This window comes from Psychrobacter sp. APC 3426 (assembly GCF_030408035.1).
Classification (GTDB): Bacteria; Pseudomonadota; Gammaproteobacteria; order Pseudomonadales; family Moraxellaceae; genus Psychrobacter.
On sequence record NZ_JASDCF010000001.1, the window covers coordinates 242,890 to 268,441 of the forward strand.

The 25,552-nt window shown below is 44.0% G+C and carries 20 protein-coding genes; 12 read left to right on the forward strand and 8 right to left on the reverse strand.

Annotation, left to right across the window (positions count from 1 at the left end):
* Positions 1–104: 104 nt before the first annotated feature.
* From lon to QL919_RS01105, 3 genes are all read left to right on the forward strand, one after another.
* On the forward strand, positions 105–2,726 hold the full coding sequence (lon, locus tag QL919_RS01095; protein WP_290187755.1) for an endopeptidase La: 2,622 nt from the start codon (positions 105–107) through the stop codon (positions 2,724–2,726).
* A gap of 142 nt (positions 2,727–2,868) precedes the next feature.
* A complete protein-coding gene (locus QL919_RS01100) occupies positions 2,869–3,945 on the forward strand; it encodes an META domain-containing protein (protein ID WP_290187756.1) in 1,077 nt (358 codons plus the stop codon).
* 171 nt (positions 3,946–4,116) lie between these two features.
* Positions 4,117–4,674 carry a superoxide dismutase family protein gene (locus QL919_RS01105; protein ID WP_183620600.1) on the forward strand — a complete coding sequence of 186 codons (558 nt, stop codon included), beginning with the start codon at positions 4,117–4,119 and terminating at the stop codon, positions 4,672–4,674.
* 130 nt (positions 4,675–4,804) lie between these two features.
* On the opposite strand, the gene topA is transcribed toward QL919_RS01105, so the two are convergent.
* Both topA and QL919_RS01115 read right to left on the reverse strand, forming a co-directional pair.
* Positions 4,805–7,459: a type I DNA topoisomerase gene (topA, locus tag QL919_RS01110; RefSeq protein ID WP_290187757.1), complete on the reverse strand. Its 2,655-nt coding sequence runs from the start codon at positions 7,457–7,459 to the stop codon at positions 4,805–4,807.
* A gap of 274 nt (positions 7,460–7,733) precedes the next feature.
* On the reverse strand, positions 7,734–8,330 hold the full coding sequence (locus QL919_RS01115; protein ID WP_290187758.1) for a hypothetical protein: 597 nt from the start codon (positions 8,328–8,330) through the stop codon (positions 7,734–7,736).
* A gap of 331 nt (positions 8,331–8,661) precedes the next feature.
* Between QL919_RS01115 and QL919_RS01120 the strand changes: the two genes are divergently transcribed.
* The gene (locus QL919_RS01120; protein ID WP_290187759.1) at positions 8,662–9,207 is read left to right on the forward strand and encodes a DUF2799 domain-containing protein; all 546 of its coding nucleotides are present in this window, start codon (positions 8,662–8,664) and stop codon (positions 9,205–9,207) included.
* 266 nt (positions 9,208–9,473) lie between these two features.
* On the opposite strand, the gene QL919_RS01125 is transcribed toward QL919_RS01120, so the two are convergent.
* From QL919_RS01125 to QL919_RS01135, 3 genes are all read right to left on the reverse strand, one after another.
* Positions 9,474–9,875, reverse strand: a complete 402-nt coding sequence (locus tag QL919_RS01125) for a biopolymer transporter ExbD (protein ID WP_290187760.1) — start codon at positions 9,873–9,875, stop codon at positions 9,474–9,476.
* Positions 9,876–10,004: 129 nt separating this feature from the next.
* Positions 10,005–10,688, reverse strand: coding sequence for a MotA/TolQ/ExbB proton channel family protein (locus tag QL919_RS01130; RefSeq protein WP_290187761.1), 684 nt, complete (start codon positions 10,686–10,688; stop codon positions 10,005–10,007).
* A 175-nt stretch (positions 10,689–10,863) separates the two neighbouring features.
* Positions 10,864–11,826 carry a TonB family protein gene (locus QL919_RS01135; RefSeq protein ID WP_290187762.1) on the reverse strand — a complete coding sequence of 321 codons (963 nt, stop codon included), beginning with the start codon at positions 11,824–11,826 and terminating at the stop codon, positions 10,864–10,866.
* Positions 11,827–12,319: 493 nt separating this feature from the next.
* On the opposite strand from QL919_RS01135, the gene QL919_RS01140 reads away from it, so the two are divergent.
* The 4 genes from QL919_RS01140 to QL919_RS01155 all read left to right on the forward strand — a co-directional run bounded on the left by QL919_RS01140 (position 12,320) and on the right by QL919_RS01155 (position 16,685).
* Positions 12,320–13,372 (forward strand): siderophore ABC transporter substrate-binding protein, encoded by a 1,053-nt coding sequence (locus QL919_RS01140; protein ID WP_290187763.1) that lies wholly within the window; start codon positions 12,320–12,322, stop codon positions 13,370–13,372.
* Positions 13,373–13,430: 58 nt separating this feature from the next.
* A complete protein-coding gene (locus QL919_RS01145; protein WP_290187764.1) occupies positions 13,431–14,528 on the forward strand; it encodes an iron chelate uptake ABC transporter family permease subunit in 1,098 nt (365 codons plus the stop codon).
* A 119-nt stretch (positions 14,529–14,647) separates the two neighbouring features.
* Positions 14,648–15,742 (forward strand): iron chelate uptake ABC transporter family permease subunit, encoded by a 1,095-nt coding sequence (locus QL919_RS01150; RefSeq protein WP_290187765.1) that lies wholly within the window; start codon positions 14,648–14,650, stop codon positions 15,740–15,742.
* A gap of 169 nt (positions 15,743–15,911) precedes the next feature.
* Complete coding sequence (locus tag QL919_RS01155; protein WP_290187766.1) at positions 15,912–16,685, forward strand: ATP-binding cassette domain-containing protein; 774 nt, start codon at positions 15,912–15,914, stop codon at positions 16,683–16,685.
* A 127-nt stretch (positions 16,686–16,812) separates the two neighbouring features.
* Here QL919_RS01155 and QL919_RS01160 read toward each other — a convergent pair whose 3' ends face one another.
* On the reverse strand, positions 16,813–17,568 hold the full coding sequence (locus QL919_RS01160) for a siderophore-interacting protein (RefSeq protein WP_290187767.1): 756 nt from the start codon (positions 17,566–17,568) through the stop codon (positions 16,813–16,815).
* Between the two features lie 151 nt (positions 17,569–17,719).
* Positions 17,720–19,834: a TonB-dependent receptor gene (locus tag QL919_RS01165; protein ID WP_290187768.1), complete on the reverse strand. Its 2,115-nt coding sequence runs from the start codon at positions 19,832–19,834 to the stop codon at positions 17,720–17,722.
* 709 nt (positions 19,835–20,543) lie between these two features.
* On the opposite strand from QL919_RS01165, the gene QL919_RS01170 reads away from it, so the two are divergent.
* The gene (locus tag QL919_RS01170) at positions 20,544–21,950 is read left to right on the forward strand and encodes a nucleobase:cation symporter-2 family protein (protein ID WP_290187769.1); all 1,407 of its coding nucleotides are present in this window, start codon (positions 20,544–20,546) and stop codon (positions 21,948–21,950) included.
* A 123-nt stretch (positions 21,951–22,073) separates the two neighbouring features.
* Here the strand turns inward: QL919_RS01170 and QL919_RS01175 are convergent, their stop codons facing one another.
* Positions 22,074–22,811, reverse strand: a complete 738-nt coding sequence (locus QL919_RS01175; protein WP_290187770.1) for a TetR/AcrR family transcriptional regulator — start codon at positions 22,809–22,811, stop codon at positions 22,074–22,076.
* Positions 22,812–23,109: 298 nt separating this feature from the next.
* On the opposite strand from QL919_RS01175, the gene uraD reads away from it, so the two are divergent.
* The 3 genes from uraD (at position 23,110) to QL919_RS01190 (ending at position 25,458) form a co-directional block, all read left to right on the forward strand.
* Positions 23,110–23,631 (forward strand): 2-oxo-4-hydroxy-4-carboxy-5-ureidoimidazoline decarboxylase, encoded by a 522-nt coding sequence (uraD, locus tag QL919_RS01180; protein ID WP_290187771.1) that lies wholly within the window; start codon positions 23,110–23,112, stop codon positions 23,629–23,631.
* Positions 23,632–23,688: 57 nt separating this feature from the next.
* A complete protein-coding gene (gene uraH / locus QL919_RS01185; protein WP_290187772.1) occupies positions 23,689–24,057 on the forward strand; it encodes a hydroxyisourate hydrolase in 369 nt (122 codons plus the stop codon).
* Positions 24,058–24,123: 66 nt separating this feature from the next.
* Entirely contained in the window at positions 24,124–25,458 is a 1,335-nt protein-coding gene (locus tag QL919_RS01190) for a urate hydroxylase PuuD (protein ID WP_290187773.1), read from the forward strand.
* The last annotated feature ends 94 nt before the right edge of the window (positions 25,459–25,552 follow it).

Sequence of the window (25,552 nt, forward strand, 5' to 3'; positions counted from 1 at the left end):
CATGTCTTGGTCAAAAACCCTTGCAATTTTGTCTGTGAGCACCATTTATCTAAACATGAACCACGAACTTGACTTTACAAGTCTGGTGAACGAGGAAAGAATATATGAGTGAATATAATATTGATAAAGACAACATCGACATCGACTTATCATCTGCTTTGGCTGATGACAGTGCATTAGATGCAGCCGCTGAAACTATTCAGGACAACGATAGTAAAGACGCTACTGCTGAAAATAACGTTGAAAGCGATACTGAGAACCATGCTGAAGATAACACTGATATCAGCTTTGCAGCTAAAGATGATGGTACAGATAACTACTTACCACTTTTAGCATTGCGTGATGTCGTCGTTTATCCACACATGCAGATAGCTTTATTTGTTGGTCGTGCGCCATCGGTAAAAGCCGTTGAATTGGCACAGGCAGAATATGGCAATAAAGTGTTGGTCGTGGCACAAAAAGACTCACTGACTGAAGATATTGATCAAGACAACTTGTATCAATACGGAACTGTGTGCCGCATCGTCAGCACCATGCCACATGATAGCGATGAAAATTGCATCAAAGTATTGATTGAAGGTCAGTACCGTGCACGTGTTGATTCGATTGAGAGTCATGACGAGCTATTAATGGCAAACTTTGAGCGTGCTGATCTCGATGTCAGTATGGATGAGAGCCAGCAAAAAAATACCATTCAGGCCTTAACCACGCTGTTTGAGAGCTATGCAGATGCTCGTTTGCGTAATGCGCGTGAGCTAACTCGCGTGGCCAAACGCATCGATGATTTGCTTGAACTGGTCTATTTCATCTCAACCCGCGTGTCGATGGATCTTGAGGTTAAGCAATCGTTTTTAGAAGACGACGATATCAAAACCCATATCAATACCTTGACCGAGTACTTAGTGAAGCAAAGCGCTGAGCAGAATATCGAGCAAGATATACAAGATGCGGTTCGTCAGCAAATGGAAGACAATCAGCGCGAGTACTTCTTAAACGAGAAGATGAAAGCCATCAAGAATGAGCTGTCAGATATGAATGACGGTGCGTTCGATGGTGAAGATGATGTCGCTGAGCTTGAGCAGCGCCTAGAAGATGCTGACTTGCCAGAAGATGTGCGCAAAAAAGCAGAGCAAGAGCTGAAGAAACTCAAAATGATGCCACCTGCATCGAGTGAATCATCAGTGGTGCGCAACTATATTGAATGGATCTTGGATACGCCGTGGAATGCCACAACCAAAGTTTCGATTAATTTAGATAAAGCCAAAACCGTCCTAGACGAAGACCATTATGGCTTGCAAGATGTGAAAGATCGCATCTTAGAATATCTCGCCGTACAATCACGAGTGAAAAAGCTGCGCGGTCCGATTCTTTGTCTAGTCGGTCCTCCGGGTGTTGGTAAAACCTCGTTGGGTGAGTCGATTGCACGTGCAACGGGTCGTAAGTTTGTCCGTATGGCGCTTGGCGGCGTCCGTGATGAAGCGGAAATCCGTGGTCATCGCCGTACTTATATCGGTGCGATGCCGGGTAAAATCGTCCAATCACTGGCAAAAGTCGAAGTTAAAAACCCGCTATTCTTATTAGATGAAATCGATAAAATGGCGCAAGACTTCCGCGGTGATCCAGCATCAGCGTTACTTGAAGTATTAGACCCTTCACAGAACGATACCTTTAACGACCATTATCTCGATATGGACTTAGATTTATCACAAGTGATGTTTATCTGTACTGCCAACAGCATGGATATTCCGCCTGCCCTGCTTGACCGTATGGAAGTCATTCGTCTGCCGGGCTATACCGAAGAAGAAAAGGTCAATATCGCGCAGAAATACCTAGTACCAAAAGCGATTAAAAACAACGGTCTTAAAGAAGGTGAAATTGAGATTGTAGAAGCGGCATTACATAGCATCGTGCGTAGCTATACCCGTGAAGCCGGTGTACGTAACCTTGAGCGTGAAGTCAATAAAATCTGCCGTAAAGTCGTTCGCGGTTCGGTCGAAAATCATGGCGCACGCGCTCCTAAGAAAGCAGAACGTGAGCTGGTAGTAGTCGATGACAAAAATATCGATGACTATCTAGGTGTCCATCAGTATGACTATGGTCTAGCAGAAGAAGAGCCTGAGATTGGTCGTATTACGGGCCTTGCTTGGACACAAGTCGGTGGTGAGCTATTAACCATCGAAGCGGTGGCGATGAAAGGTAAAGGCGAGCTTAGCTTTACCGGTTCACTCGGCGATGTGATGAAAGAGTCGATTCGTGCAGCGATGAGTGTGGTGCGTGCCCGCGGTGACAGCTTAGGTATCGATTATGAGACCTTTAAGACTACTGACGTCCACGTGCATATGCCAGAAGGCGCGACGCCCAAAGACGGCCCATCGGCTGGTGGTGCACTAACCACAGCGTTGGTCTCTGCCTTGACAGGTATTGCCATTCGCCCAGATATTGCGATGACAGGCGAGATTACCTTGCGCGGTAAAATCCTACGCATCGGTGGTCTAAAAGAGAAGCTACTTGCTGCACATCGCGGTGGTATCAAGCATGTGTTGATTCCAGCGACCAACGAGCGTGACTTGGCCGATATCCCTGATAACGTCAAAGCTGGTCTGACTATTCAGCCAGTCGCGACGATTGATGAGATATTAAAAGTTGCGTTGGTGAGTATGCCAGTACCGCTTAAACCTGCTAAGGTGACGGTTGATAAAACCTCAAGCAAAGTGCTGCATAACTAATCTGATTCGTTACTAATCCAGTCTTACAAATTGAAGAGCCGCTCATCGTCATGATGGGCGGCTTTTTTTGGTAATAATAAAAACAATTTGGTTAAGACCTTGTGCTATATTTTAGACAAATGTTTATTTGGTAATAGCCATAATGTTAAACCACCTGACTTCAAATCGCTTAACTCTATCTGTATTACTTACTGCTTCGCTTCCGGTAGCATTAATAGGTTGTCAGTCTAATATTGCAAAAGATAATTCTACACCTGCTAACTCAATAGTGACTGGCTCTAGCACTTCTGCTCCAATACTATCTGAGCAAGTGATAAATGTTGAAAGTGTCAATCGCTTTGATTGGAAATTGGTGCGCTGGATAGACAATCAAGGTATTGTTAATGATGTCGATACCGTACCGCCGTTAATGCTTGACGTGCGTCCTAGCAATTTAGTGTTTAAATATGACTGCCAGCGCTATCGCTTAAACCATGATGGTTATCAAGAGTACACTTACAGCTCATACGGCGTAACTACCATTACGCAGCCTTCTTGCTTAATAACTGATAAACAAGCAGCTCACAATATCTTTCAGTATTTAGAACGATTATTTCCTGAATACGGCAGAGGACGTTTTAACCTTAGAATCACTTCCCCATCTACACAAACAAAATCGTTTTCATTTTTGAATAAACTTACTCCAAAAAAACCAACGCCTTATGAGCTGGTCTTAAATGTTCAGGACAAGCAGCTTGTATTTGAAGGTACACTTAAGACCCTACGACCAGTAACGGGACTACCCATTACTTATGAGTTTCTAAAAGAATATCAATGGCGATTGGTAAGCGCAGTCGATAGCAATCAAAAAACCATCGTTGAGCTTAGTCGTCCAGATTTTCCAGTGACTGCCTATTTTGCTTACCCAGTGTATAACGATGAGCATCATGTTGGCTTTAGCTCTGATTGTAATGGTGTTGGTGGTTCTTACATTTTAACGCCTGACAATAAGTTATTAATTGGATCAAGCCCGCAAACAATGATGGGCTGTAGTCCTCAACGTGAAGCTGCTGAAGATAAAATTAGAGAACTTGAACAGTTAAGTAAAAGCCAATTAACCTTGCAAAGATTACTAAACACCAATCTCGACGCCTCAAGCCTACCTCATTATTTACTGACTCAAAAACTCGATACAGGCGCAACCTTAGTATGGCAAAACGAAGTAAAGAAAATACCGTAAACAGCTTTCAAACCCATACGATACTTACATTTATTAACCGATTGTTGCGTATTTGATGAATAACTATATCTAACGCTTGGCTATACTGGTTGCGGTATTAGGCAATATTTGAATATCTTAACTAAAACTATAGAAACTCATCATAACGATTAAATATAAATGGAGATAATAATGAATAAGACGATGCTTGCAAGTGCCCTATTATGTGGTTCAGCGTTAGTAATGACGGGTTGCCAAACGGTCGAAGGTCAAATGCAAACTGGTAATCCACTTAGCCAACCTGCGCTAAAGTCTACTATTAATGCAGTCGCTGGTAATAAAAATGAAGTGGGTCAAGTATTCCTACGCCCAGTTGATGGCGGCGTACAAGTTTACGGTAAGCTCATGAACCTGCAACCAGGTAAAACGGTATCACTACACATCCATGAAACGGGTAGCTGTGCTGATATGGGTAAAGCGGCAGGTGGTCACTTCAATCCAGATAATAAACCGCACTCTAACCCTGATGATATGAATGGTCATGCGGGCGACTTGCCGAACTTAACCGCCAATGCCGATGGTGTTGCTACTATCAACTTTGTAAATAAGAAAATCTCCGCTGCTGATGCCGGTAAATATAGTGTTAACCGTTTAGCCTTTATCGTGCACAGCGGTGTTGACGACTATACTAGCCAGCCAGCTGGTAATGCAGGCGATCGCGTTGCTTGCGGTATCATCGAAAAGAACTAATCGTATTTAGCCAATAACTTTTAAAGCTCAATACTGTTAGTTTTATTAAAATTGATAGCATAAAAAAACCTCTTAGATTATCTAAGAGGTTTTTTTATTTAAAGCAATTTATGGTAAAAGTAAAACAGGTTTACTCTTCTACCCATTCACCATTACGCCAGTACACACCCCAGCGCGTGGCTTTGCCGTTTTTCTCAGAGCCGATATACTGCTCTTTTTTCTTCCGCGACCAGCGCAAAATGGTTGGATTGCCATCAGGGTCTTCGTCTGGACCTGCGAACAGATACTGGAACTTATCTTCCATTTTATCTTTGATTTCGCGTAACTCAGCAAGCTTTGGCGCACGTGTTTCGCGTACTTTCGGGAACTTAGATGCTGCTAAGAACATCCCAGCCGCGCCTTCACGCAAGATAAAGTAATCATCATGCTTGGTCGATTTCAGCTCTGGCAAATGGATAGGATCCATACGCGGCGGCGCTGCTTCACCGGTTTTAAGTACTTTGCGGGTATTGTCACATTTTTGACACGCAAAGTAAGGACCAAAACGCCCGGTTTTTAGCTCCATCTGCCCATCACATTTATTACAATCGATGGTTGGAGCATCTGAGCCCGGTACTTCAAACTTACCTTCTTCTAAGATATAACCGTCACAATCAGGGTTATTACCGCAGATATGTAGCTTAAGACCCCCATCAACGATATAGCCGTTCATGGCCGTACCGCATTTCGGACAGCGTTTCTTTTCCATCAAATCTTTAACTTCAGCCGCTTCATCATCGCTGTCGCTATCATCAAGATTGGCAAACGCTTCGACTGGCATTAAGTTCTTAGTGCCTTTACAGCGCTCTTTTGGTGGTAAGTTATAGCCAGTACAACCTAAGAACACACCCGTTGAACCGGTACGCAGCTGCATCGGACGATCACAAATATCGCAATGTACATCTGGCACATCGGTTGGATCATTCGGGCGCATACCGTCTTTTTCTTTGGCACGATCTAGGGTTGTTTTAAAGTCGCCATAAAAGTTATCGAGGACATCTTTCCAGTCGGTATCACCTTCAGCGACATGGTCAAGCTTGTCTTCTAATGCAGCGGTAAAGGTATAATCCATCAAATCTGGGAAACTTGCCGTCAATCTATCGGTGACGATATCGCCCATTTTTTCGGCAAATAAACGCTTGTTTTCAAGCTTCACATAACCACGATCTTGAATGGTTGAGATGATAGAAGCATAAGTCGATGGACGGCCGATGCCTTTTTTCTCAAGCTCTTTCACCAAGCTTGCCTCAGTATAGCGCGGTGGCGGCTTGGTAAAGTGTTGACTCGGATCAAGCTTATCGAGCGTTAACTTATCGCCTTTTTTGACATCCGGCAGCAATGTATCATCAGTTTTGGCTGGCGGCATCACTTTAGTATAACCATCAAACACCAACGTACGACCGCGCGCTTTTAGCTCAACATCATTGGCCGCCACAAATAGATTCACTGACAAGTATTTCGCTGGCAGCATCTGGCAAGCGACGAACTGACGCCAAATTAGCTCATACAGACGGATGGCATCACGTTCCACCCCTTTCATCTGCGTTGACTTCATATTGACATTAGAGGGACGAATGGCTTCATGCGCTTCTTGTGCGCCTTGCTTATTGCCATAGAAGTTTGGCTTTTCTGGCACGTATTTTTCGCCATAGCTATCTTCGATATAACCCCGCACCGCTGCCAATGCATCACCAGACAAAAAAGTCGAGTCGGTACGCATATAAGTAATATGACCCGCTTCGTATAAACGCTGCGCTAAAATCATGGTTTTCTTAACTGAAAAACCCAGTCGCGTGCTAGCGGCTTGTTGCAATGTCGAGGTAATAAATGGCGCGCTTGGACGAGACTGCGTTGGTTTTTCTTCGCGCTCTTTGACAATAAAATCACTGGCATTCAGCACTGCTAAGACTTTGTCAGTCTGTTCTTTATTGACAAGCTTTAGCGTTTTGCCACCTTGCTTGGTCGCTTCTAGACGAATGGCTATTTGCTCAGCGTCCTTTTTACTATTGGTGACGTGAGTATCAGCATGGATTTGCCAGTATTCTTCTGGGATAAAGGCTCGAATCTCATGCTCTCTTTCCACCACTAAGCGCATGGCAACGGACTGGACGCGACCTGCTGACAGTCCGCGAGCAACCTTTTGCCATAGCAGCGGCGATACCATAAAACCAACGACGCGGTCTAAAAAGCGGCGCGCTTGCTGCGCATTCACACGGTCAATATCAAGTTTTGATGGTTGCTTAAAGGCATTTTGGATAGCAGATTTGGTAATCTCATTAAAGACTACGCGCTCATACTTGCTATCTGCACCGCCGATGACTTCTTTTAGGTGCCAGGCAATTGCTTCCCCTTCTCTATCCATATCCGTTGCGAGATAGATTTTGTCAGCGTCTTTGGCTAAAGCTTTCAGCTCTTTGATGACTTTGGTCTTGTTAGGCAATACTTCATAGACTGCCGCCCAGTCATGCTCAGGATCAACACCCATGCGACGTACCAATGCTTGCTGTGCTTTTTCTTCTTTGCTCAGTTTGTCATCTTTTTTGGTAGCAGCAGCTTTTTTGGTACTTTTACTGGCACTAACCGGTAAATCACGGACGTGACCGATACTTGAGCGTACGACAAAGTCATCGCCTAAGTATTTGTTAATGGTTTTTGCCTTGGCGGGTGATTCTACAATCACCAGAGACTTGCCCTTTTTTGGGCTGTCAGCAGATGCTGAGCTTTTTTTGGTTGTGGTTTTTGCCATATGTGACGACACCATAATATAAGTAGATTAAAAGTAAGGTTTAATTCAGCAGCATGGCAATTTATGGTAGCTAATTATCATAGCCTTGCGGTTTATTGTAGTAGTAGCTGCCAATAGAAACGGTTATAAAACAAACAATAACCATAATACAAAGAGTCAGTTATAAAGACGTTACACTGCTAAGTATTACACTGTCAACTGAAAATGACTGCTAGTTTGCCAAAAGTGCTTGCATATTGCCCTTTAATGGAGACGAAAAATTGCTTTACCAGTTTTAAGATTTTTTCTGCATTTGTAATGCCCATTTTTCTAGGTTTTCTTTCAGTGCCAGCAAATCAGCCTCAATCAATTTTTGCTGATAGGCAGGATTGGTTGATGGACGCACATAGGCGATATCTTCCCAATAAATAACGATGCTATTGGCTTTGGTTAATAGTCCTTTGACAAATGGCTCAATACTAACAGGCAAATCAATTGGCATCTTATCCAGACTAAAATTGGGCTTTTTGATATCCGTTTTGGTATTATTTTGGCTGGAACGAATGGCACTCGGGATAGTCAGCTTGGTATCTTTTGTGGAGGTATCGACAAAACGGCTATCTGGTCGCCACTGTCCATCAATCACTTGATATCGCGTATGCGGCAGTTGCATATCGTCTAGCACTAGGCAGTATTGTCCTAGCATCCCGCGACCATATTCGTTGTCTTTACCTTTAATCCAATCAGGGCAGCTCACAAGCTTTGGATTCAGTTGCAAGCGGCGCGCAGTCATACGCAGCTTGTCCAAACGCTGATCGATACCGTTAGGTTTGAGCGCCATCATACTCCCTAATACGAATAGTACAATGATAACGCCTATTAATATTCCCATAATGGTCTGACCTTTTGACTGAATGAATGCGGTGCTAAAAAACAAAAACAGTGCCAACAATGCAATGGCTACGATTGATACAGATAACCGTCTTGATTAAAACCTGTCAATAAACAGACGCCTATAATGAGCGCAAAATATTAAAAATCAAGCAGAATGTCTTTACCAAACCTCAAGCCTGAATCACATTGCTTGAGAAAACGCTACTATATATACCTATATATCAGATACTTATCTAAACCAAAAACAAGCATGATAACGAGATACAAAAAGTGAATGCCACTAAAAAGTGCTATGATAAACCATAATTTTAAACGCGCGCAGGTTTATTATGAATTATCTTATTAAGCTAAACTCATCGATAGCTGATTTCGCTGGTAAAGCTGCTCGTCAGCTTGTGAGTAAATCAGGTATCGCTGTCTCTCTGATGGGCGCTACCTTATTGGCCATATCAGGCTGTGCAACGACGCAAAGCCTCACGCCGCAGCAGTGTCAAACCAGTAACTGGCAGGAAGTCGGCTATGCGGACGGTATCCGTGGGCGCTCTGGCGCTTATTTTGGTCACTATACCAATCAATGTGCAAGCGTCGGCGGGGCAAGTCCTAACCGCATCCAATGGGAACAAGGACGTCAACAAGGTCTAAAGAAATACTGTACCGAGCTTAACGCTTATAAGCTTGGGCGCGAAGGCTATGACTGGCAGCCTGTCTGCCCGCTCGAAGGCATTGAAAAGTTAGAGGAGGCCTATTCCCAAGGTCGCTACTATTATATTCGTCAGCGCGACCTTGATTATCTGCGTTCGCCCTATCCATTTGGTTATGGACCTGGCCGCTTTGGTTATGGTTACGGCTATCGTCCCTTTGGTTATGCGTGGTAATCTTTCAATATAGGCAATTGATGCCATTTAGCCTGCTAAATGGCAATCTAGAGTCACTGGAACTGATAAAAAAACTTATAGTCTACAATAAAGGAAACCTCGCAAGGATAGCCAAGCGAGGCCGGAGGAAAATTTTATTATTTTAATTGTTCTTCTTATTGTCTTGCTGATTTTTTTATTGATAAGTCTGCTGGTATTTCTTGCAGGCTTACTGCTGTAAACAGCCTAACGTTCTCTTTTTAATAAACAGTATCTAACGGCTAATGCTATTCATTAACAAAAGCTATCTTACTCAGGCCTGCCTCACTGGCCGCTGCCAATACTTGCGCCACAGTATCGTATTTACCTTCTTTATCAGCACGTAATTGTATCGAAGGATTTTTGCCAGCTGCGCTCTGCTGTTGCAGTCGAGCTTCTAATTCCTCCATTCTGATAGGTTTATCATCCCAAAACAAACCTGCGTCTTTATCAATGCTGATTTGAATGGCTTCTGGCGGTGTTTGGTTGACCTCGGCACTGGTCTGCGGCAAATCTAACGGCACGGTCGGATTTAGCACGGTCGCCGTTAATAAAAAGATAATCATCAATACCAGCATAATATCGATAAGCGGAATGAGGTTCATCTCATTCATACTTTGACTGTCGTCATCACCCAGCTGAAATGCCATAGTTATTCTCAATACTTTTAGTTATTCAACACACATTTAGAACGTTGCCACTTCCCCAAAGCTCTACTCTTTTAACCACAAAATGTCATTGATACGATTGCTGTCCCAGAGAGGATATCTCTGAGAGTACTAGCCCTGAGAGTGTGCTGAGCGATGATAATGCGCCGGTTGCTCAACGTCTTTTTTAGCTAAGTTATTATTTTCTGACTGAACGTTAGCAGCGGCAGAGCTGTCATTTTTTGACGGTTGTTGTATAGCTAAGTTGGTAGATTGTGCCAGTAAGTCATGCGCCCTATCATTGGCGTGATACATCACACGGCGATTGATACGCACTGCAAGGTTGTAAAAAACGACAGCTGGAATGGCGACCGCGATACCAAGCCCTGTCATGATAAGCGCCTCACCGACCGGCCCTGCCACTTGTCCCAATCCCGCTTGCCCGCTCGTGCCGATGTTATGCAGCGCATGAAAAATACCCCATACCGTCCCAAAAAGTCCTATAAATGGCGCAATGGCAGCCGTCGTACCGAGGATAGGCAACCCACGTTCACTGGCAAAGCGGTAGCGACCGATATGCTTAAGCAGTGTCTGCTCGGTAACCAATCGATGAGTGGCTGCATCAGAACCTGTTAGGTCGGACTGCTTAGCAGCAACCTGCTGACTCAAATCGTCAGCGACGTTGGCAGCCAGCTTGCGACTTTGTAATACACGAATGATACCAGTCACCCAAGAAATGATAGATAAGGCGAGTAGTAAAAAGAACAAAGTCCTAGTCACCATATCGCTATACTGCCAGTAGGTTGTAAATTCCATGTGAGAGTCCTTAGGTTTGATGCAACCATGTGATGGCGCTGCGCACATTCAGTCTAGCACCATCATAAATGTTATAAATCTGCTGAATCCATCATTTCAAAATGACTAGATTTTATATAGTTTTTGTCAAACAGCTCAAATACAGAGCCCAGTATTGAACAGTGAAACCGAATCACTAAGGCACGGCATAGCTTATGGGTAAAGTCACATTGCCAACCACTGGCACACCGTTTTGAGTAAAGGGCTTAAATTTGCCAGAGCGTACCTGACGCTGCGCCTCTTTATCTACTATCGCATTGCCTGATGACTGAGCAATTCGCACGCTATCGATACCGCCTTGTTTATTCACTCTTAATACCAATACGACATCAAGAGTATCACCTGAGCGGGCTCTACGCGCTGCACGCTCAGGAAAGCTAAACCTCGGTGCCGATGCCCAATTTGCATTGCTAGCAGTAAAGTCCACTGGTGTATTACTTGCAGCAGCTTTTGCCTTGGCGTCAGCATCTGCTTTTGCTTGAGCAGCAGCCTCTGCTTCTCTTTCAGCCTTTGCTTGTGCTGCTTTAGCATCTGCCTGTGCTTGTGCCTCGCGGGCAGCTTTGGCGTCTGCAACTGCCCTAACGTGAGCGTCTTGAGCGGCTTTTTCAGCTTGTGCTGCTATCATCTTACGTTGCTCATCCGCCGTCGATGTATCTACTTTAGGGGGTTCTTTTTTGATAACGTCAGGCTTTTTGTTTTCTACTTTAGCAATAGGTTCAATATCAGCCGTTTTGCTCTGTCTCTCTGTTGGCTTTACTGTTACCGCTTTAGCTTTCGGTTCTGCTATTGGTGTTTGTTGCGGCTGCGGCTTAGGCGGCTGTATCCGTTCAGGCTTTACCTTTGGTTGAGATTCTACTTTTGGCTGAGGCTTTTGCTGAGCGACTGGTTGCTTCGCTTCTACTTCAGGCTGGATATTGGGAGCAGGCAGTGAGACAAACTCTATCTCGATAGGCGGTGTGTCTACTGGTGGCTCAATTATTGGCTCAGCAGGTTTCATCGCGACCAATGCTACTGCCGTCAGTACATGCAGCCCCACAACTATCACGATAGCGATGAGTATCAGTTTAAGCGGTGGCGCGTCTAAATCCGTTGAGTTCATAACAACCTAATAATTAACAGCCGTGCATTCATACTGGTGGGCAACAATGGCGTAGATAATAATGCAAACGAGAATTATTATCAACAATAAATTTAATTTTTTCTTTTTTTATCAGTGTTGATAACGCAACTTTATAATTGCTCAGCCACATAAAAATTTGCGCGACCAACCTCCTTATCCTAAGCAGCCTCGGCCAGTAAATATAATCTGTCTCTTGATTTTTACTATCAAAACATAAAATTAGAATGGCACATTCATCTAAAAAACGATGTTAATAAAAACCATTATCATTTGTATTGATAATGAGTCTCAATTACTTTATCATAGCCTTTATAAAATTTAGAAACGCTTAATAGCATTAATAAACTAACCAAACGAGTACTGTATTAGCGTATCCCTCAAAGGCGCTTGTTCGGCTCTTTTCACTTTCGACACTTACAGTTGCAGCTGATGATTTAAAGGCTGCTTAAACATCTGATATACCGAGTTAACTATGCCTACCACCCTACTATCTAACCGCTCCACTACTTCTGTTTTCAAACGTCCATTTTTGACCGCTATGATGACCGCACTCGTCACCACCATCAGCGTGGCCGGTTGTAGCTCACCTGAATCCAATGACTCTGAACCAGCAGATGCCAAGACTGAAAACCAAACGGCAGATAATGCCTCAAATGTCGTCAATAATGACAATGTTTCTGTGGCAACCATTGCCGTTGATACAACAAAAGGTAAGGTCGATTTGGCAATGAATCCATCACCGCTGGTCGTTTATGACATGACCTTGATGCAAGATTTGGCCGCGCTAGATGTGGCAGTCGATGGCATGCCAAGTGGTCTACATTTAGACAATCTACACTCAAAAACTCAGCCTGAGCCAAAAGCCGTCGGTACGGTATTTGAGCCAGATCTTGAAGCGTTAAATGCCATGCAGCCGCAAGCTATTTTGGTCGGCTCACGGATGGCAGAAAAATACGATGCGCTCTCAAGCATTGCGCCAACGCTTGATATGACCATTGATACGGCAAATATTTATGAGTCGAGCAAGCAACGTCTGCATGATTTGGGTGCCTTGTTTGGTAAAAGTGATCAGGCAGCAAAACTGCAAGGCAATATCGATGGGCTCATCGACGAAACCAAAGTATTAACCAAGGACAAAAGTAAAGGCTTAGTGGTGATGGTGAATGGTAATAAGCTATCCGCTTATGGTGATAAGTCACGCTATGGCTTTATTCATACGGTATTAGATATCCCGATGGCCGATGACCAAATCGCCGATGCGCGTCACGGTCAACCCGTATCTTTTGAGTATATACAAAAAACCAATCCAGACTGGTTATTCGTCGTCGATCGTAGTGCGGCAATTGGCGAAGACGGCGCTGGTGCCAAAGCGGTATTGGACAATCCACTGGTCGCGCAAACCAATGCTTGGAGTAAAAATCAAGTGGTTTACCTCAGCCCAGACTCTTACCTAGCTTTTGGTGGTTACTATCAATGGATGCAAGATTTGACCACGATTAAAGATGCTTTTGCTAGCGCGAAATAGACCTGATAACGATACGAGCCATATTTCTTAATTACCCATTAATAAGCCAGTAGACGTTATGTCGTTATTTTCATCTCGCGCTGATGCCAGTGTCAAAGACAATCCTGCTTTGCCAGCTGCACCATCAAGTTGGCAAAAAAAGACTCGCAATCCGAGCCCTAAACATCAACGTGCCGCCATACCACCGTGGTTAATCAACACAGGTAGCCTCATTATTATGGGGCTTTTGGTGTTGTTAAGTTTATCGATTGGGGTGGCAGATTTTTCGTGGTCAGGTATCTTCCACAGCATTATCAATCATAGCGCCAACTCAGACAGCTCACTGCTATTGGTCAGCCGTATACCTCGTACTATCGCTATTATTTTGACCGGTATTGCGATGGCGGTTGCAGGGATGATTATCCAAGTGGTGCTAAAAAACCGCTTCGTTGAGCCATCGATGGTTGGAGCCACTCAAAGCGCGGCACTGGGTTTATTGGTGGTCAGCTTACTGTTTCCAGCCAGTGCACTGCTTATTAAAATGGGCGTCGCCACCATTACTGCAATGTTTGGCATGATGCTATTTATGCTGCTCATTCACCGTATTCCGCCGACTGATTTTTTGATGATTCCGCTGATTGGCATTGTCTTTGGCGGCATTATTGAAGCGGTGACGACCTTTATCGCTTATCAAACTGAGTCATTGCAAATGCTTAGCGTTTGGCAGTTTGGTGACTTCTCGGCTGTATTAGCGGGGCGTTATGAGCTGTTATGGCTGACGGGCGCACTGTGCGTGCTGGCTTATATTATCGCTGATAAACTGACCATCGTGGGTTTGGGCGATAATATAGCGCTGAACTTAGGAATTAGTAAACGGCAGGTTACGTGGCTTGGCGTTGGTATGGTGGCGATGATGAGCGCTGTCGTCGTCGTGACGGTGGGTATGATTCCCTTTATTGGCCTGGTCGTGCCCAATATCGTCAGCCGATTGATGGGTGATAAATTACGCAGTAGCTTGCCAGCTGTCGCGCTCTTGGGCGCATCAGCAGTACTGCTTTGCGATATCATCGGTCGCTCTATTCGCTACCCGTTTGAAGTGCCTGTCGCCACTGTCTTTGGTGTGGTCGGCACGGTGCTTTTTTTATGGCTGTTATTACGTGCGCCTGCTGAGCAATAATATATCAATAAGACAGCTCCCTAATCGTTATTAACTCTTTTCTTAATTTATTCGTCCTGTTGTCTGCTTAGATAAGCTTGGCGTTGTTACTATTAAAGGTAGCATAGTAGGATTTACGTATGTTTTCACCGTCTAAGCATCGTCTTATAAATGACAGTTCTACAAAGTCTGGCTCAGCAGTAAAGAGTGTTCCAGAAAATGGCACTTTGGAAAACGACAGCCATGCAAACACTTCTGCACAGAGTCATTTAGCACAACTTTGGACATTTATCGCCAACCATCCAAAATCAATTGCCGTGATTATATTATTGATCTCAATGACGCTATTTTTGACGCTCAATGTCAACGGTTATTGGGATTTTGCCCTACCGTTACGGGGCAAAAAACTACTGGCACTTATGGTGGTAGGCTATGCGATTGGCGTGTCGACCTTACTGTTTCAAACTCTAACGCACAACCCTATTCTAACGCCATCACTGTTGGGTTTTGACTCGCTATATGTCTTGCTACAAAGCTTATTGGTGTTCTTTTTGGGCGCGATGAGCTTTACCAGCATCAATCCTATTACCAAGTTCACCCTTGAAATTGTCCTGATGTTTGGCGCGTCCCTACTGTTGTTTCGAGTGCTGTTCTCAAAAAGCAGTCAGGATTTGACGCGGCTGATACTGGTAGGTGTCATCTTTGGCGTGTTGTTTCGTAGTTTATCGGCACTGATTGCACGACTGATTAATCCTGATGATTTTGTCGTCGTACAATCTGCCAGTTACGCGCAGTTTAATACGGTCAATCCCCAGCTACTGGGTATCAGCCTCTTTATTTGTGCCATTAGCGCTGTGTTTATTTGGCGCTGGCGTTATCAATGTGATGTATTAATGCTAGGCAAATCGCAAGCCATTAACCTTGGCATTAATTATCAACGCTTAGCCTTTGGGCTGTTAACGGTCATCGCAGTTTTGGTCGCCACGGCAACCGCATTGGTCGGTCCAGTGACTTTCTTTGGCTTACTGGTCTGCGCGTTAACCAATCGCATCGCGCGTCATATGTATCATAGCGAACGCCTGATATTGGTTAGCTTGGTGGCGATGATTTGCTTGGTACTCGGTCAGACAGTGTTTGAGCAAGTATTGGGCATGTCAGGGGTACTGTCAGTGGTCATTGAATTGGCTGGTGGCTTGGTATTTTTAATACTAATTTTCATGACTCAGCGTCGTTGATTACGGCTCATTAAGACTGCACGGATCAAAAAAATTTTAACGACAAGATATATAAATACCTGCAGATGCTACTGGGATAAGTTTTTTGCAGCCTTTGTCTGCATCGGCACAGCAAGCGATAAAAACTTATTCCAGTAGCGTTATAGTGTTTTTGAATCGGACCAACTGTATGATTAAACTAGATAATATCTCCCACCATATTGGCAAACAACAAATCCTGCATGACATTACCTTGTCTTTACCACCCTCACAAGTGATTGCTTTAATTGGTCCCAATGGCGCAGGTAAATCGACCTTATTTTCAGTGATGGCACGCTTGCAACCGCTACAGTCAGGACAGGTAAGTTTTACTGTAGATAATGAGGAACGTGATATTGTTAGCTGTCATGCGCGCACCTTGTCCAAGACAGTAGCGATGCTCGGACAAGACAATCAAGTACAAGGGCGACTGCGTGTGCATGAGCTGCTGATGTTTGGGCGCTATCCCTATCATCAAGGGCAACCAACCGCAAACGATGAGCAAAAAGTACAGGATATTATCGAACGCTTTGAGCTGGAGCCATTAGCCGAGCGTTTCTTATCGACATTATCCGGTGGGCAACGGCAACGCGTGCTGATTGCAATGATTGTCTGCCAAGATACGCCGTATCTCTTGCTCGATGAGCCGCTAAACAATCTAGACATGTACCATGCGGGTCGCCTAATGCGTGAGCTGCGCGAGTTGAGTCATAATCAGCAAAAAACGGTGGTGATTGTCCTGCATGATATCAATCAAGCGGCGCAATTTGCCGATACGGTGGTCACCATGAAAGCAGGTCAGGTAACGGCCGTTGGTAAACCTGCCGATGTCCTCACCCAAGAGACGATGAAAGATTTATATAACGTCGATGTGACGGTATTAAATCACCAAGGTCGTCCAGTGATTGTCGATACATTGTTATAATGACGCTTCACCATAACTCCCATATAGTTGATTCAATATATGAACGATATGCAAGACTGGAAATCTCACATAGCGTATCGGCTTCATTTGATATGAGATATATGGTATCGCTGTTTGTGCTCACCAGTTATAGCCCTAATGCAGCATCTTCCCGCTTCACAATTTTATGCTCATCTTCACTGCTATCGAGCTTCCAATAACTTGAAATATACAGATGGCTCTTAGTCACTTCTTTTTCTTTAAAATACCGTCGTAGCGCTCGCATACTATTAAACTCACATGCTGCCCACACTGCAGGTGTCCCGCCTAACCAGTCAAGCGCTTTAATACGCTCAAGTATTGGGTAGTGGCTGTCACTTGCTATTGCATTCACAACCCACTCAATCTCGATATCTTTTGGCTTTTTTAGAGATTGGATATCATCCTCACTCAACACCTCTATGACTGCGTAGCCGACTGCATCCTCTGGCAGCTTTGCCAAATTAACCGTGATGGCTGGTAAGGCTGTCATATCGCCTGCTAGCAAGAACCAATCTGCCTCATGATTGATGTGTTTCTTTGCACCTGGACCACCAATCAAAATAGTGTCACCGACTTGAGTCGTTTTGGCCCAGTGCGATGCTGGCCCTTCGGCACCTTTATGATTGAGACCGTGTAATACAAAATCGACATCCATCTCATCAGCGCGCTGCTGGATAATGGTATAGGTACGCATGATTGGTTTTTGCCCTGCCTCTTGTGCAAACATCAATTTGATATAGGCGCTTTCTTGGTCTGCTGGGAAGTTTTTCATCCCTTCCCCTCCCAAAGTAATACGGCGCATATTGGGTGTGATATCAGCGATACACTTTACTTCTAATACTCTTGGGCTAGGTTTACTCATTGTTAGCTCCCTTTATTTTTGCTGTTAGCTTTTAAATATTGACAGGACTCTTTCTTAGCGTGTCTTCATCTCAAAAGTATCCATAAAAAAGCCAGCTCTCTTAGACAGAAAGCTGGCTTGTTTGCTTTGCTAATAAATAATAAATGCAGTCCTAAAACTGATAGGTTAAAGAGGTTTTGATATTACGACCCATCTCAAAATCTGTATAATTATCGTCTAATGCATTGTTACGTGAGGCATGGCTAGCATAAGTCTCATCAAAAAGATTATAGACGCCCAATGTTGCTTTTAACCCTTCAACCTGAGTTGGCGTATAGGTCATAAAAATATCATGCACATCGTAGTTTGGCTTTTTGATGTCATCGCCACCTGTATTAGGTGTCACTGAGGCAACATAGGTACTGCGCCAGCCAAGCTCCGTAGTATCCGTCGGCGCGTAACCAAGGTTGACCATATATTTATCACCAGACTCAGAGCTACTGCCGCTCACTGAAGCGATATTATAGCCAGTGTCTTCACCCTTACTGCGGGCGCGTGCATAGCTAAGACCCATGTTAAAATTATCTACTTTATAGTCGGCGGCGAGCTCTACACCTTTGATTTTAAAGTCTTCGTCTTTGTTAATCACACCTTGGCATAGCTCAGGAGCATCAGTAGTGCCAGGCTTGCCAGTGCTACAATTTAACCCCGTTCTACTACCACCTGAACGGACAAACTCAATATAGTTTTCAATATTGGTCTCAAAATACTTAGCACTTAGTTGTAGCGCATCATCAGCAGTCGTTAGACCACGAAGCGTCGTCGCCAACCCAACTTCAGCGTTTGAGCCTTCTTCTGCCTTTAAATCACTATTGACATAAGTATCTGCGCCATCTTTGTTAAAAATCGCTTGGCTTAAGTCAGGACCATTAAACAGCTGCGTATAGCTAGCAAACACTTGAGTACTTGGTAAAATCTCATAACTGGCCGCCAACGCACCAACGACATTGTCGTAAGTCTTGCCCGCTGAGACAAATTCAGGTGACTCATAACGGTCATAACGGACGCCTGGTGTTAGGGTCAATTTGCCCATTTGCCATTGGTCTTCTAGATATACTGACGTGTTTTTTGCCTCATCAGTGCCTGTACTAGCACCATCACGTGCCATCTCTGATTCTTTTTTGTAATGCTCAACGCCAGCAATCAGCTTATGCGTCCCTGTGATGCCATCGACGATAGCGCTATCAATAATACTGGTATTCTGGATTTTGGCACCAGTGGTTTTAACACCCGCTTCCCAGTCATAGCCAGGATTTTTGGTATAGTCCGTATCCCGTGAGATAGTCGTTTCTGTTTGATACACATTGGTATCAACGTCTATTAAGCGATTCACTGGATTATAACTATAATCTAGCGTATAGGTATCACGCTTTACTTTTTGCGGCAGAATCTCGTTCCAACTTCCCACCCCTGGACTTGCCGGGAAATCGGGACGTAATGGGAATAGACCTTCATTTTCAGTACGGCTAAAGCCAGCACCAACATGATGGTCATCACCAATATAAGCACCCGCTTTTAATAGGATGTTTTCGCCTTCGCTGTCTTGTGTTTGAATATCACGGCCACTGCCATCTTCACCAGCATTGGCATCTCGTTTGCCATAGTACGCCAATAAATCTACGTTTTCAGCTGGAGCAGCATACACAGTTGCTGACGTTAATAGCTCGTCGTTATTGCTGCCATATCCTGCGTGTAGTTTGGCACCAACTTTTTGACCGGGTTTGAGCAAGTCTGCCGCGTCTACAGTTTTAAACGCCACCGCACCACCGATCGCATCATTACCCAGCGTGACTGAGTTGTTACCCACCGATACGTCTGCTTGTTTTAATAGGTCTGGGTCGATAGTCACATCACCCATATGATAAAACATCGCGCCTTCTTGACGCGCGCCATCGATCGTGACTTTTAGATTGGTATCATCAAGACCACGTACGCGCACGCGCTGATTCACTGATGATGTACCACCAACTTCAACTCCTGGTACGACGTCTAAAAAGTCACTTAAATGGCTGGCTTGCGCGGCTGGCGTATAGTCTTCTACATACACACCATCGTTTTGCACTCTATCTCGTACTGAACTATTGGCGGTCACCGTAATGGTTTGCAGCGTGGTACTTGGCAATTCCTCTGCCGCTGCATTAGCCGCTTGTGTCCACAATATAGCAGCCACGCCCATAGATAATAGGGTCAATTGATTAGACGAGATTGGTAACTTTACTTCACGCATAACACACTCACTTTGGTTACTGTCAGAATTAGGTTTTTTTAAAAGACTACTTTCAAAGCCGTTACTTAACGGTTTTTCCCAGATCGGATGCTTTATAAATCTTCGTGCTTTACCAATCTATGCGTTAACGTTCTCTAGATTTTTAAACACTGTTTAGTAGATATCTTCGAGTCATTCATGCGAATCGCATTGCAAACGTTAATGATAATGATTAGCATTTGAATAATTAGGTGCATAATAACGAAGTATTAACAATTTGGCAATAATTAATGTGAGGAATTCACTGTAATGATTGGTTTGTAAATGAAGTATTGAGATGGAGGCTTGCTGCTCAGTTGCTATAAATAATTGATACTCTCAGGTTTTTTTGTCTGGAGAGCTTAAAACATGCTCTTTAGACAAATCATTATTGCGCTATAAATAAACCTGCTCGCATGAAAAAAAACATTGCAATAGCACACCCTTCAACTATACTCTTATATAGCTGACCAATTAGTCAGGTTTTTATTACAATGATTGGCAATCTTGATAAATAATAGTGATCTAAGATTATTTATTAGCACAAGGATAAGTGCGATTCTTTGTTGGATAGGTAAGCAATAGATACTGTGATAGTACGATACTGTCTGTATCGGCTCTCAGTGTTTTTAACGTTGCTACGTGAGCGCCACAAAGATTGGACTAAAAGTCACTTCAGGAGGAAGCCAAAATGAGTGAACATACTCAAGGGAACCCCGATTTATTATATGGTTTACACGACCGACCAGCCCCTGCAAAAGCCTTTCTAGGTGCGAGCCAGCATGTGCTCGCTAGCTTTGTCGGTATTATTACACCCTCATTAATTATAGGCGGCGCCCTAGGTTTGGGAGAGCATATCCCCTATCTCATCAGTATGTCATTGATGGTATCTGGGGTTGCCACCTTTATTCAGACGCACAAAGTTGGACCCATAGGTTCAGGGCTGATGGCGCTACAGGGCACCAGTTTTGGCTTCTTAGCTGCCGTATTGGCTGCAGGTTTTGTCGTAAAGAACAAAGGCGGAAGTCCAGAGGAAATTCTCTCTGTCATTTTTGGCGTGTCATTTATTGGGGCGTTTATTGAGATATTCTTAAGTCGATTCATCACTCGACTGAGATCATTAATGAACCCTATCGTGACTGGGTGCGTCATCGTCACTATCGGTCTGTCATTAACCAAAACAGGTCTCACGGACTTGGCAGGCGGTGTCGGCGCGCAGAATTTTGGCAGTATAGAAAACCTCTTGCTCGGTGGCGGTGTGCTGGTCAGTGTGGTACTTATCAGTATTATTGATAATAAAGTTATTCGCTCCAGTGCCATCTTTATTGGATTGATGCTCGGTTTGATAGCGGCAATCTTTTTAGGTCGGATTGACTTCTTTTTGGTTTCTCAAGCGCCTCTTTTTACTTTACCGCAGCCTTTCAAGTTTGGCTTTGGTTTTGAATGGCAAGCTTTTATACCCATTGCTTTCATGTATGTCATTACCAGTATTGAAACGTCAGGAGATTTAACAGCGACATCGATGATATCTGGTGAGCCAATCAAAGGGCCAGTGTATGAAAAACGCATTAAGGGTGGGGTGTTAGGTGACGGGGTCAACTCGCTGATAGCCGCGGTGTTTAATACCTTCCCAGTGACGACCTTTAGCCAAAATAATGGTGTCATTCAGATGACGGGTATCGCCAGTCGCTATATTGGTTTTTATGTGGGCGGTATTTTATTTATCATGGGCATGTTCCCTATTATTGGGGCTGTTTTTACGCAATTGCCAAAGCCAGTCGTTGGCGGGGTAACGCTACTGATGTTTGCCACTGTTGCCACTGCTGGTATTCGTATCCTATCGACGGTCGACTTTACGCACCGTAATATTATGATTATCGCAACGTCGCTTGGTCTATCTATGGGCATCGCTTTTGTCCCTGATGTACTGTCACAGACACCACAGCTGTTTCAAAATATATTTGGTTCAGCGGTAACAATGTCAGGCATCGTCGCCATTACCCTTGATATGATTTTACCCAAAAACTATGGCACTGAATTTGATACGCCAGAGCAGTATCTTGATGATGAACTACAACCGCTTAGACAAAAGATCTGAAAGTTATTGTCAGGTCTGTTCTTATCATTGCGGTAAACTGACATGACAGAATTTATGATTGGCTGAGTAAAATACATCAATGCCTATTAGCTGTCGTTGTCTATTAACTATCGTTAATAGACACTATTCTAGCCCGCAACCACGCAAGATAAATGGTACTAAAAAATTCGCGGCACGTGCTTCATCCTGCTGATCATATTCACCCTTACCCATCAGACCAACGATTTCTGCTTCAAACTCAGCATATCGTTGCGTCGTGGCCCAAATTAAGATTAATAGCTGTAATGGATCACTAACACCTATTCGGCCTTGCTCATACCAAGTTTTCATAACTTTGGATTTATCAAGTGCCCACTCTTTCATCGTCGTTGACATAAAATCGTGCAGTTGTGGTGCCCCGCCAATGACTTCAAGGGCGAACAACTTATGTTGGTTTGGATGAGCGAATGCTTGATGCAGTTTAGTGCGCACAAATTTTTCAATCACCTCTTTGGGGTCACTCTCGACTGTCATGGTGACTAAGCCTTCATTCCATTCTTGAATAATAGAATGTAGAACAGCCTTGTACAGGTTCTTTTTATTTTTAAAATAATAATGAATATTGGCTTTTGGTAGCTCAGCCCTGTCCGCAATACCTTGCATCGTGGCACCACGAAACCCTTGTAACACGAATTCTTCTTCTGCAGCTGCCAATATGACAGCCTCATTGTGCGCGCGAATGTCTTGCTGATTGCGTTGGACATTTTGCGGTACAAGGACATCTAAGCTCTCTGGCGTATGAACGTCAGTATTATGAGCTGTGTCTTTTTTAGTTGTGCCACTTTTATTCGTACCACTTTTGGTTGGATCGCTGGTAGCCATAGTTAATAACGCCTGTAAGGATGGTCAGTGAGTGGCTATGCGCCAATAATTTACATTTTAGTAAATCGTAAGGCTTGCCGTCCAATTTTTATCGGACATAACTCACTAAAATAAATTATTTACATAAAGTAGTTGACCAAATGGTCAGGTTTAAGGAGAATGGTTAATAATAAACCAATTAATCGTTGATGAATACCTTTAACATGAGGTTGTTCATCAATAAATATTAGCATGTCACTATAACCAATATCAGCTTATTCAACCCCATGGACTGGGGACAAAGTAAAAGGATGTCACTGTGAAACTATCGCTACCACAATTCAATGACCTATCTCTAGCCGACGCCACCTCACGTCTATTGACCTGTTGCACCAGTACCATCTGGGCCCATGAGTTGGCAAACGCGCGTCCTTTTGCTGATATAGATACTTTACTGGCCCGTAGCGATGAAATATGGGAGCAAGCTCAAACGACTGAAGCCAATTTGCTTGAGGCGTTTGACGGTCATCCGCAAATCGGCAATGTCGATTCCTTAAAAGCAAAATACCGCAACACTCAAGACAGTGCCGCGCATGAGCAATCAGGCGCAAATGATGCTGAGGATGACGTGATTGCCGCATTGGCGCAAGGCAATCAAGATTATCTCGATAAGTTTGGGTTTATCTTTATCGTGTTTGCGACTGGCAAAAATGCCCAGCAAATGCTGGATTTACTGTTAGCACGTTTGCCAAACGATCGCGCTACTGAGCTGGCTAATGCCGCTGCTGAGCAAAATAAAATTACTCGTTTACGCTTACAGAAACTGCTAGGCGCTGAGTAACGTACATTCTTTAATTTAAACGTTGCCTTATTGGTTCACTATATAAAAGGAATTATCATGTCAGGTACTCTCTCATCCCATATCTTAGATACCCATCTTGGCAAACCTGCCGCTGATATCGCAGTGTCACTACATCGCGTAAGCACAAGCGGTGAGGCGTCACTATTGGCCAATGGCGTCACCAACGCTGATGGACGCGTAACGCCAGATAGCTGGTCATTTGACCCAACTATTGATATTGCTGAATATCACTTAGATGTTGGTCGTTATACCTTAACGTTTGATACTCAAGCTTATTTTGATGAACAAAACCTAACGGCTTTTTATCCGCAGGTAGTCATTGATTTTATGATCAGTGATAACGGTCACTATCATGTACCGCTACTGCTTAGTGCACATGGCTACAGCACGTATCGCGGTTCTTAAAGGTATTACGTTATCGTTTAAAAGCACACTGGATGAAAGAACACTGGACAAAAGGACACTTGCCACATGGGCGCATATCTTCTCGATTGGTTAGCTTTATTTTTTCGCTGGTTTCACGTTATCGCTGGGATTGCATGGATTGGCGCGTCTTTCTATTTTGTTTGGTTGGATTTAAGCTTGCGAAAACCGCCACAATGGAAAACTGATAAAGGTATCTCAGGCGACTTATGGGCAGTACATGGTGGCGGCTTTTATGAGATTGCCAAATACAAGCTTGAACCTGAAGAGATGCCAAAGACCCTGCACTGGTTCAAATGGGAAGCTTATACCACGTGGCTGACTGGTATGGCGATGCTTGCTATCGTCTATTATGCCAACGCAACAGCTTACCTGATTGATCCCAGTAAAGTCGCTTTTGGTAGCAGTATCGGTGCTATATCAACCAGCTTATTATTCTTATTCGGTAGCTACTTTATTTATGAGGTGATTGTTCGCAGTCACTTAGGTAAAAACTCGTTTATTTTTAGCACCATTATTTTTATCTTACTAGTCATTGCTTGCTGGGGTTCCTATCAGTTATTCAGTGACCGAGCCTCATTCATCCATATCGGTGCCATCTTAGGTACCGTCATGGCAGGCAACGTCTTCTTTGGCATCATGCCCGCTCAACGTGCGCTGGTAGATTGTGTGCGGCGCGGCGAAAAGCCAGGTAAAGAAGTGGCTGACTTAGCATTGCAAGCAAAAAATCGCTCATTGATGAACAACTACTTTACCTTGCCGCTTATCTTTACCATGATTAGTAACCACTATCCGATGATGTATTCTCATGCACACGGCTGGTTGGTATTGGTCTACGTTGGCATCATCACGGCGATTGTTCGCCATTACTTTAACCAAAAGCATTTAGACAATCATAAGCCGCGCTATTTGGTTATCCCTGCTGTTTTAACCGTTTTATTGATTATTTGGATGCGTCCAGAGCCAATTGAGCCGTTACCTGCTGCTAGTTCCCCAGTCGCTACCGCGCCTGCAGTAAATGACAGCACGCCCCCAACGGCTAGCAATGACGTAACAAGTAACACTGTTAACTCTGATGGTAGCTCTGATGTTAAGTCTAATGAAAATGTTAGCGCAGCAGCCGTTCCAGTGACGGCCTCAGCTGACGATGCCATCATGAATGTTGTGCATACGCGCTGTAGTACTTGCCATGCTGCGCAGCCCACTCAGCAAGGATTTGCAGCGCCGCCAGCAGGTATTATCATCCAAACGCCCGAAGATATGAAAATCCATAAAGACAAAATCATTACTGCAGTGCAAAATGGTTATATGCCACTGGGTAACCTGACTCAACTGACTGATGCAGAACGCCAACAAATCGTTGCTTATACCTCAGGTTTGTAGCTTTAAATGCTAGTATTAAGTAGCTATTCAGCAATGTTCACCCTTGTTTTGCTTTAGTTGCTTTATTTTATTTGAGATATTTAGGATATATTTA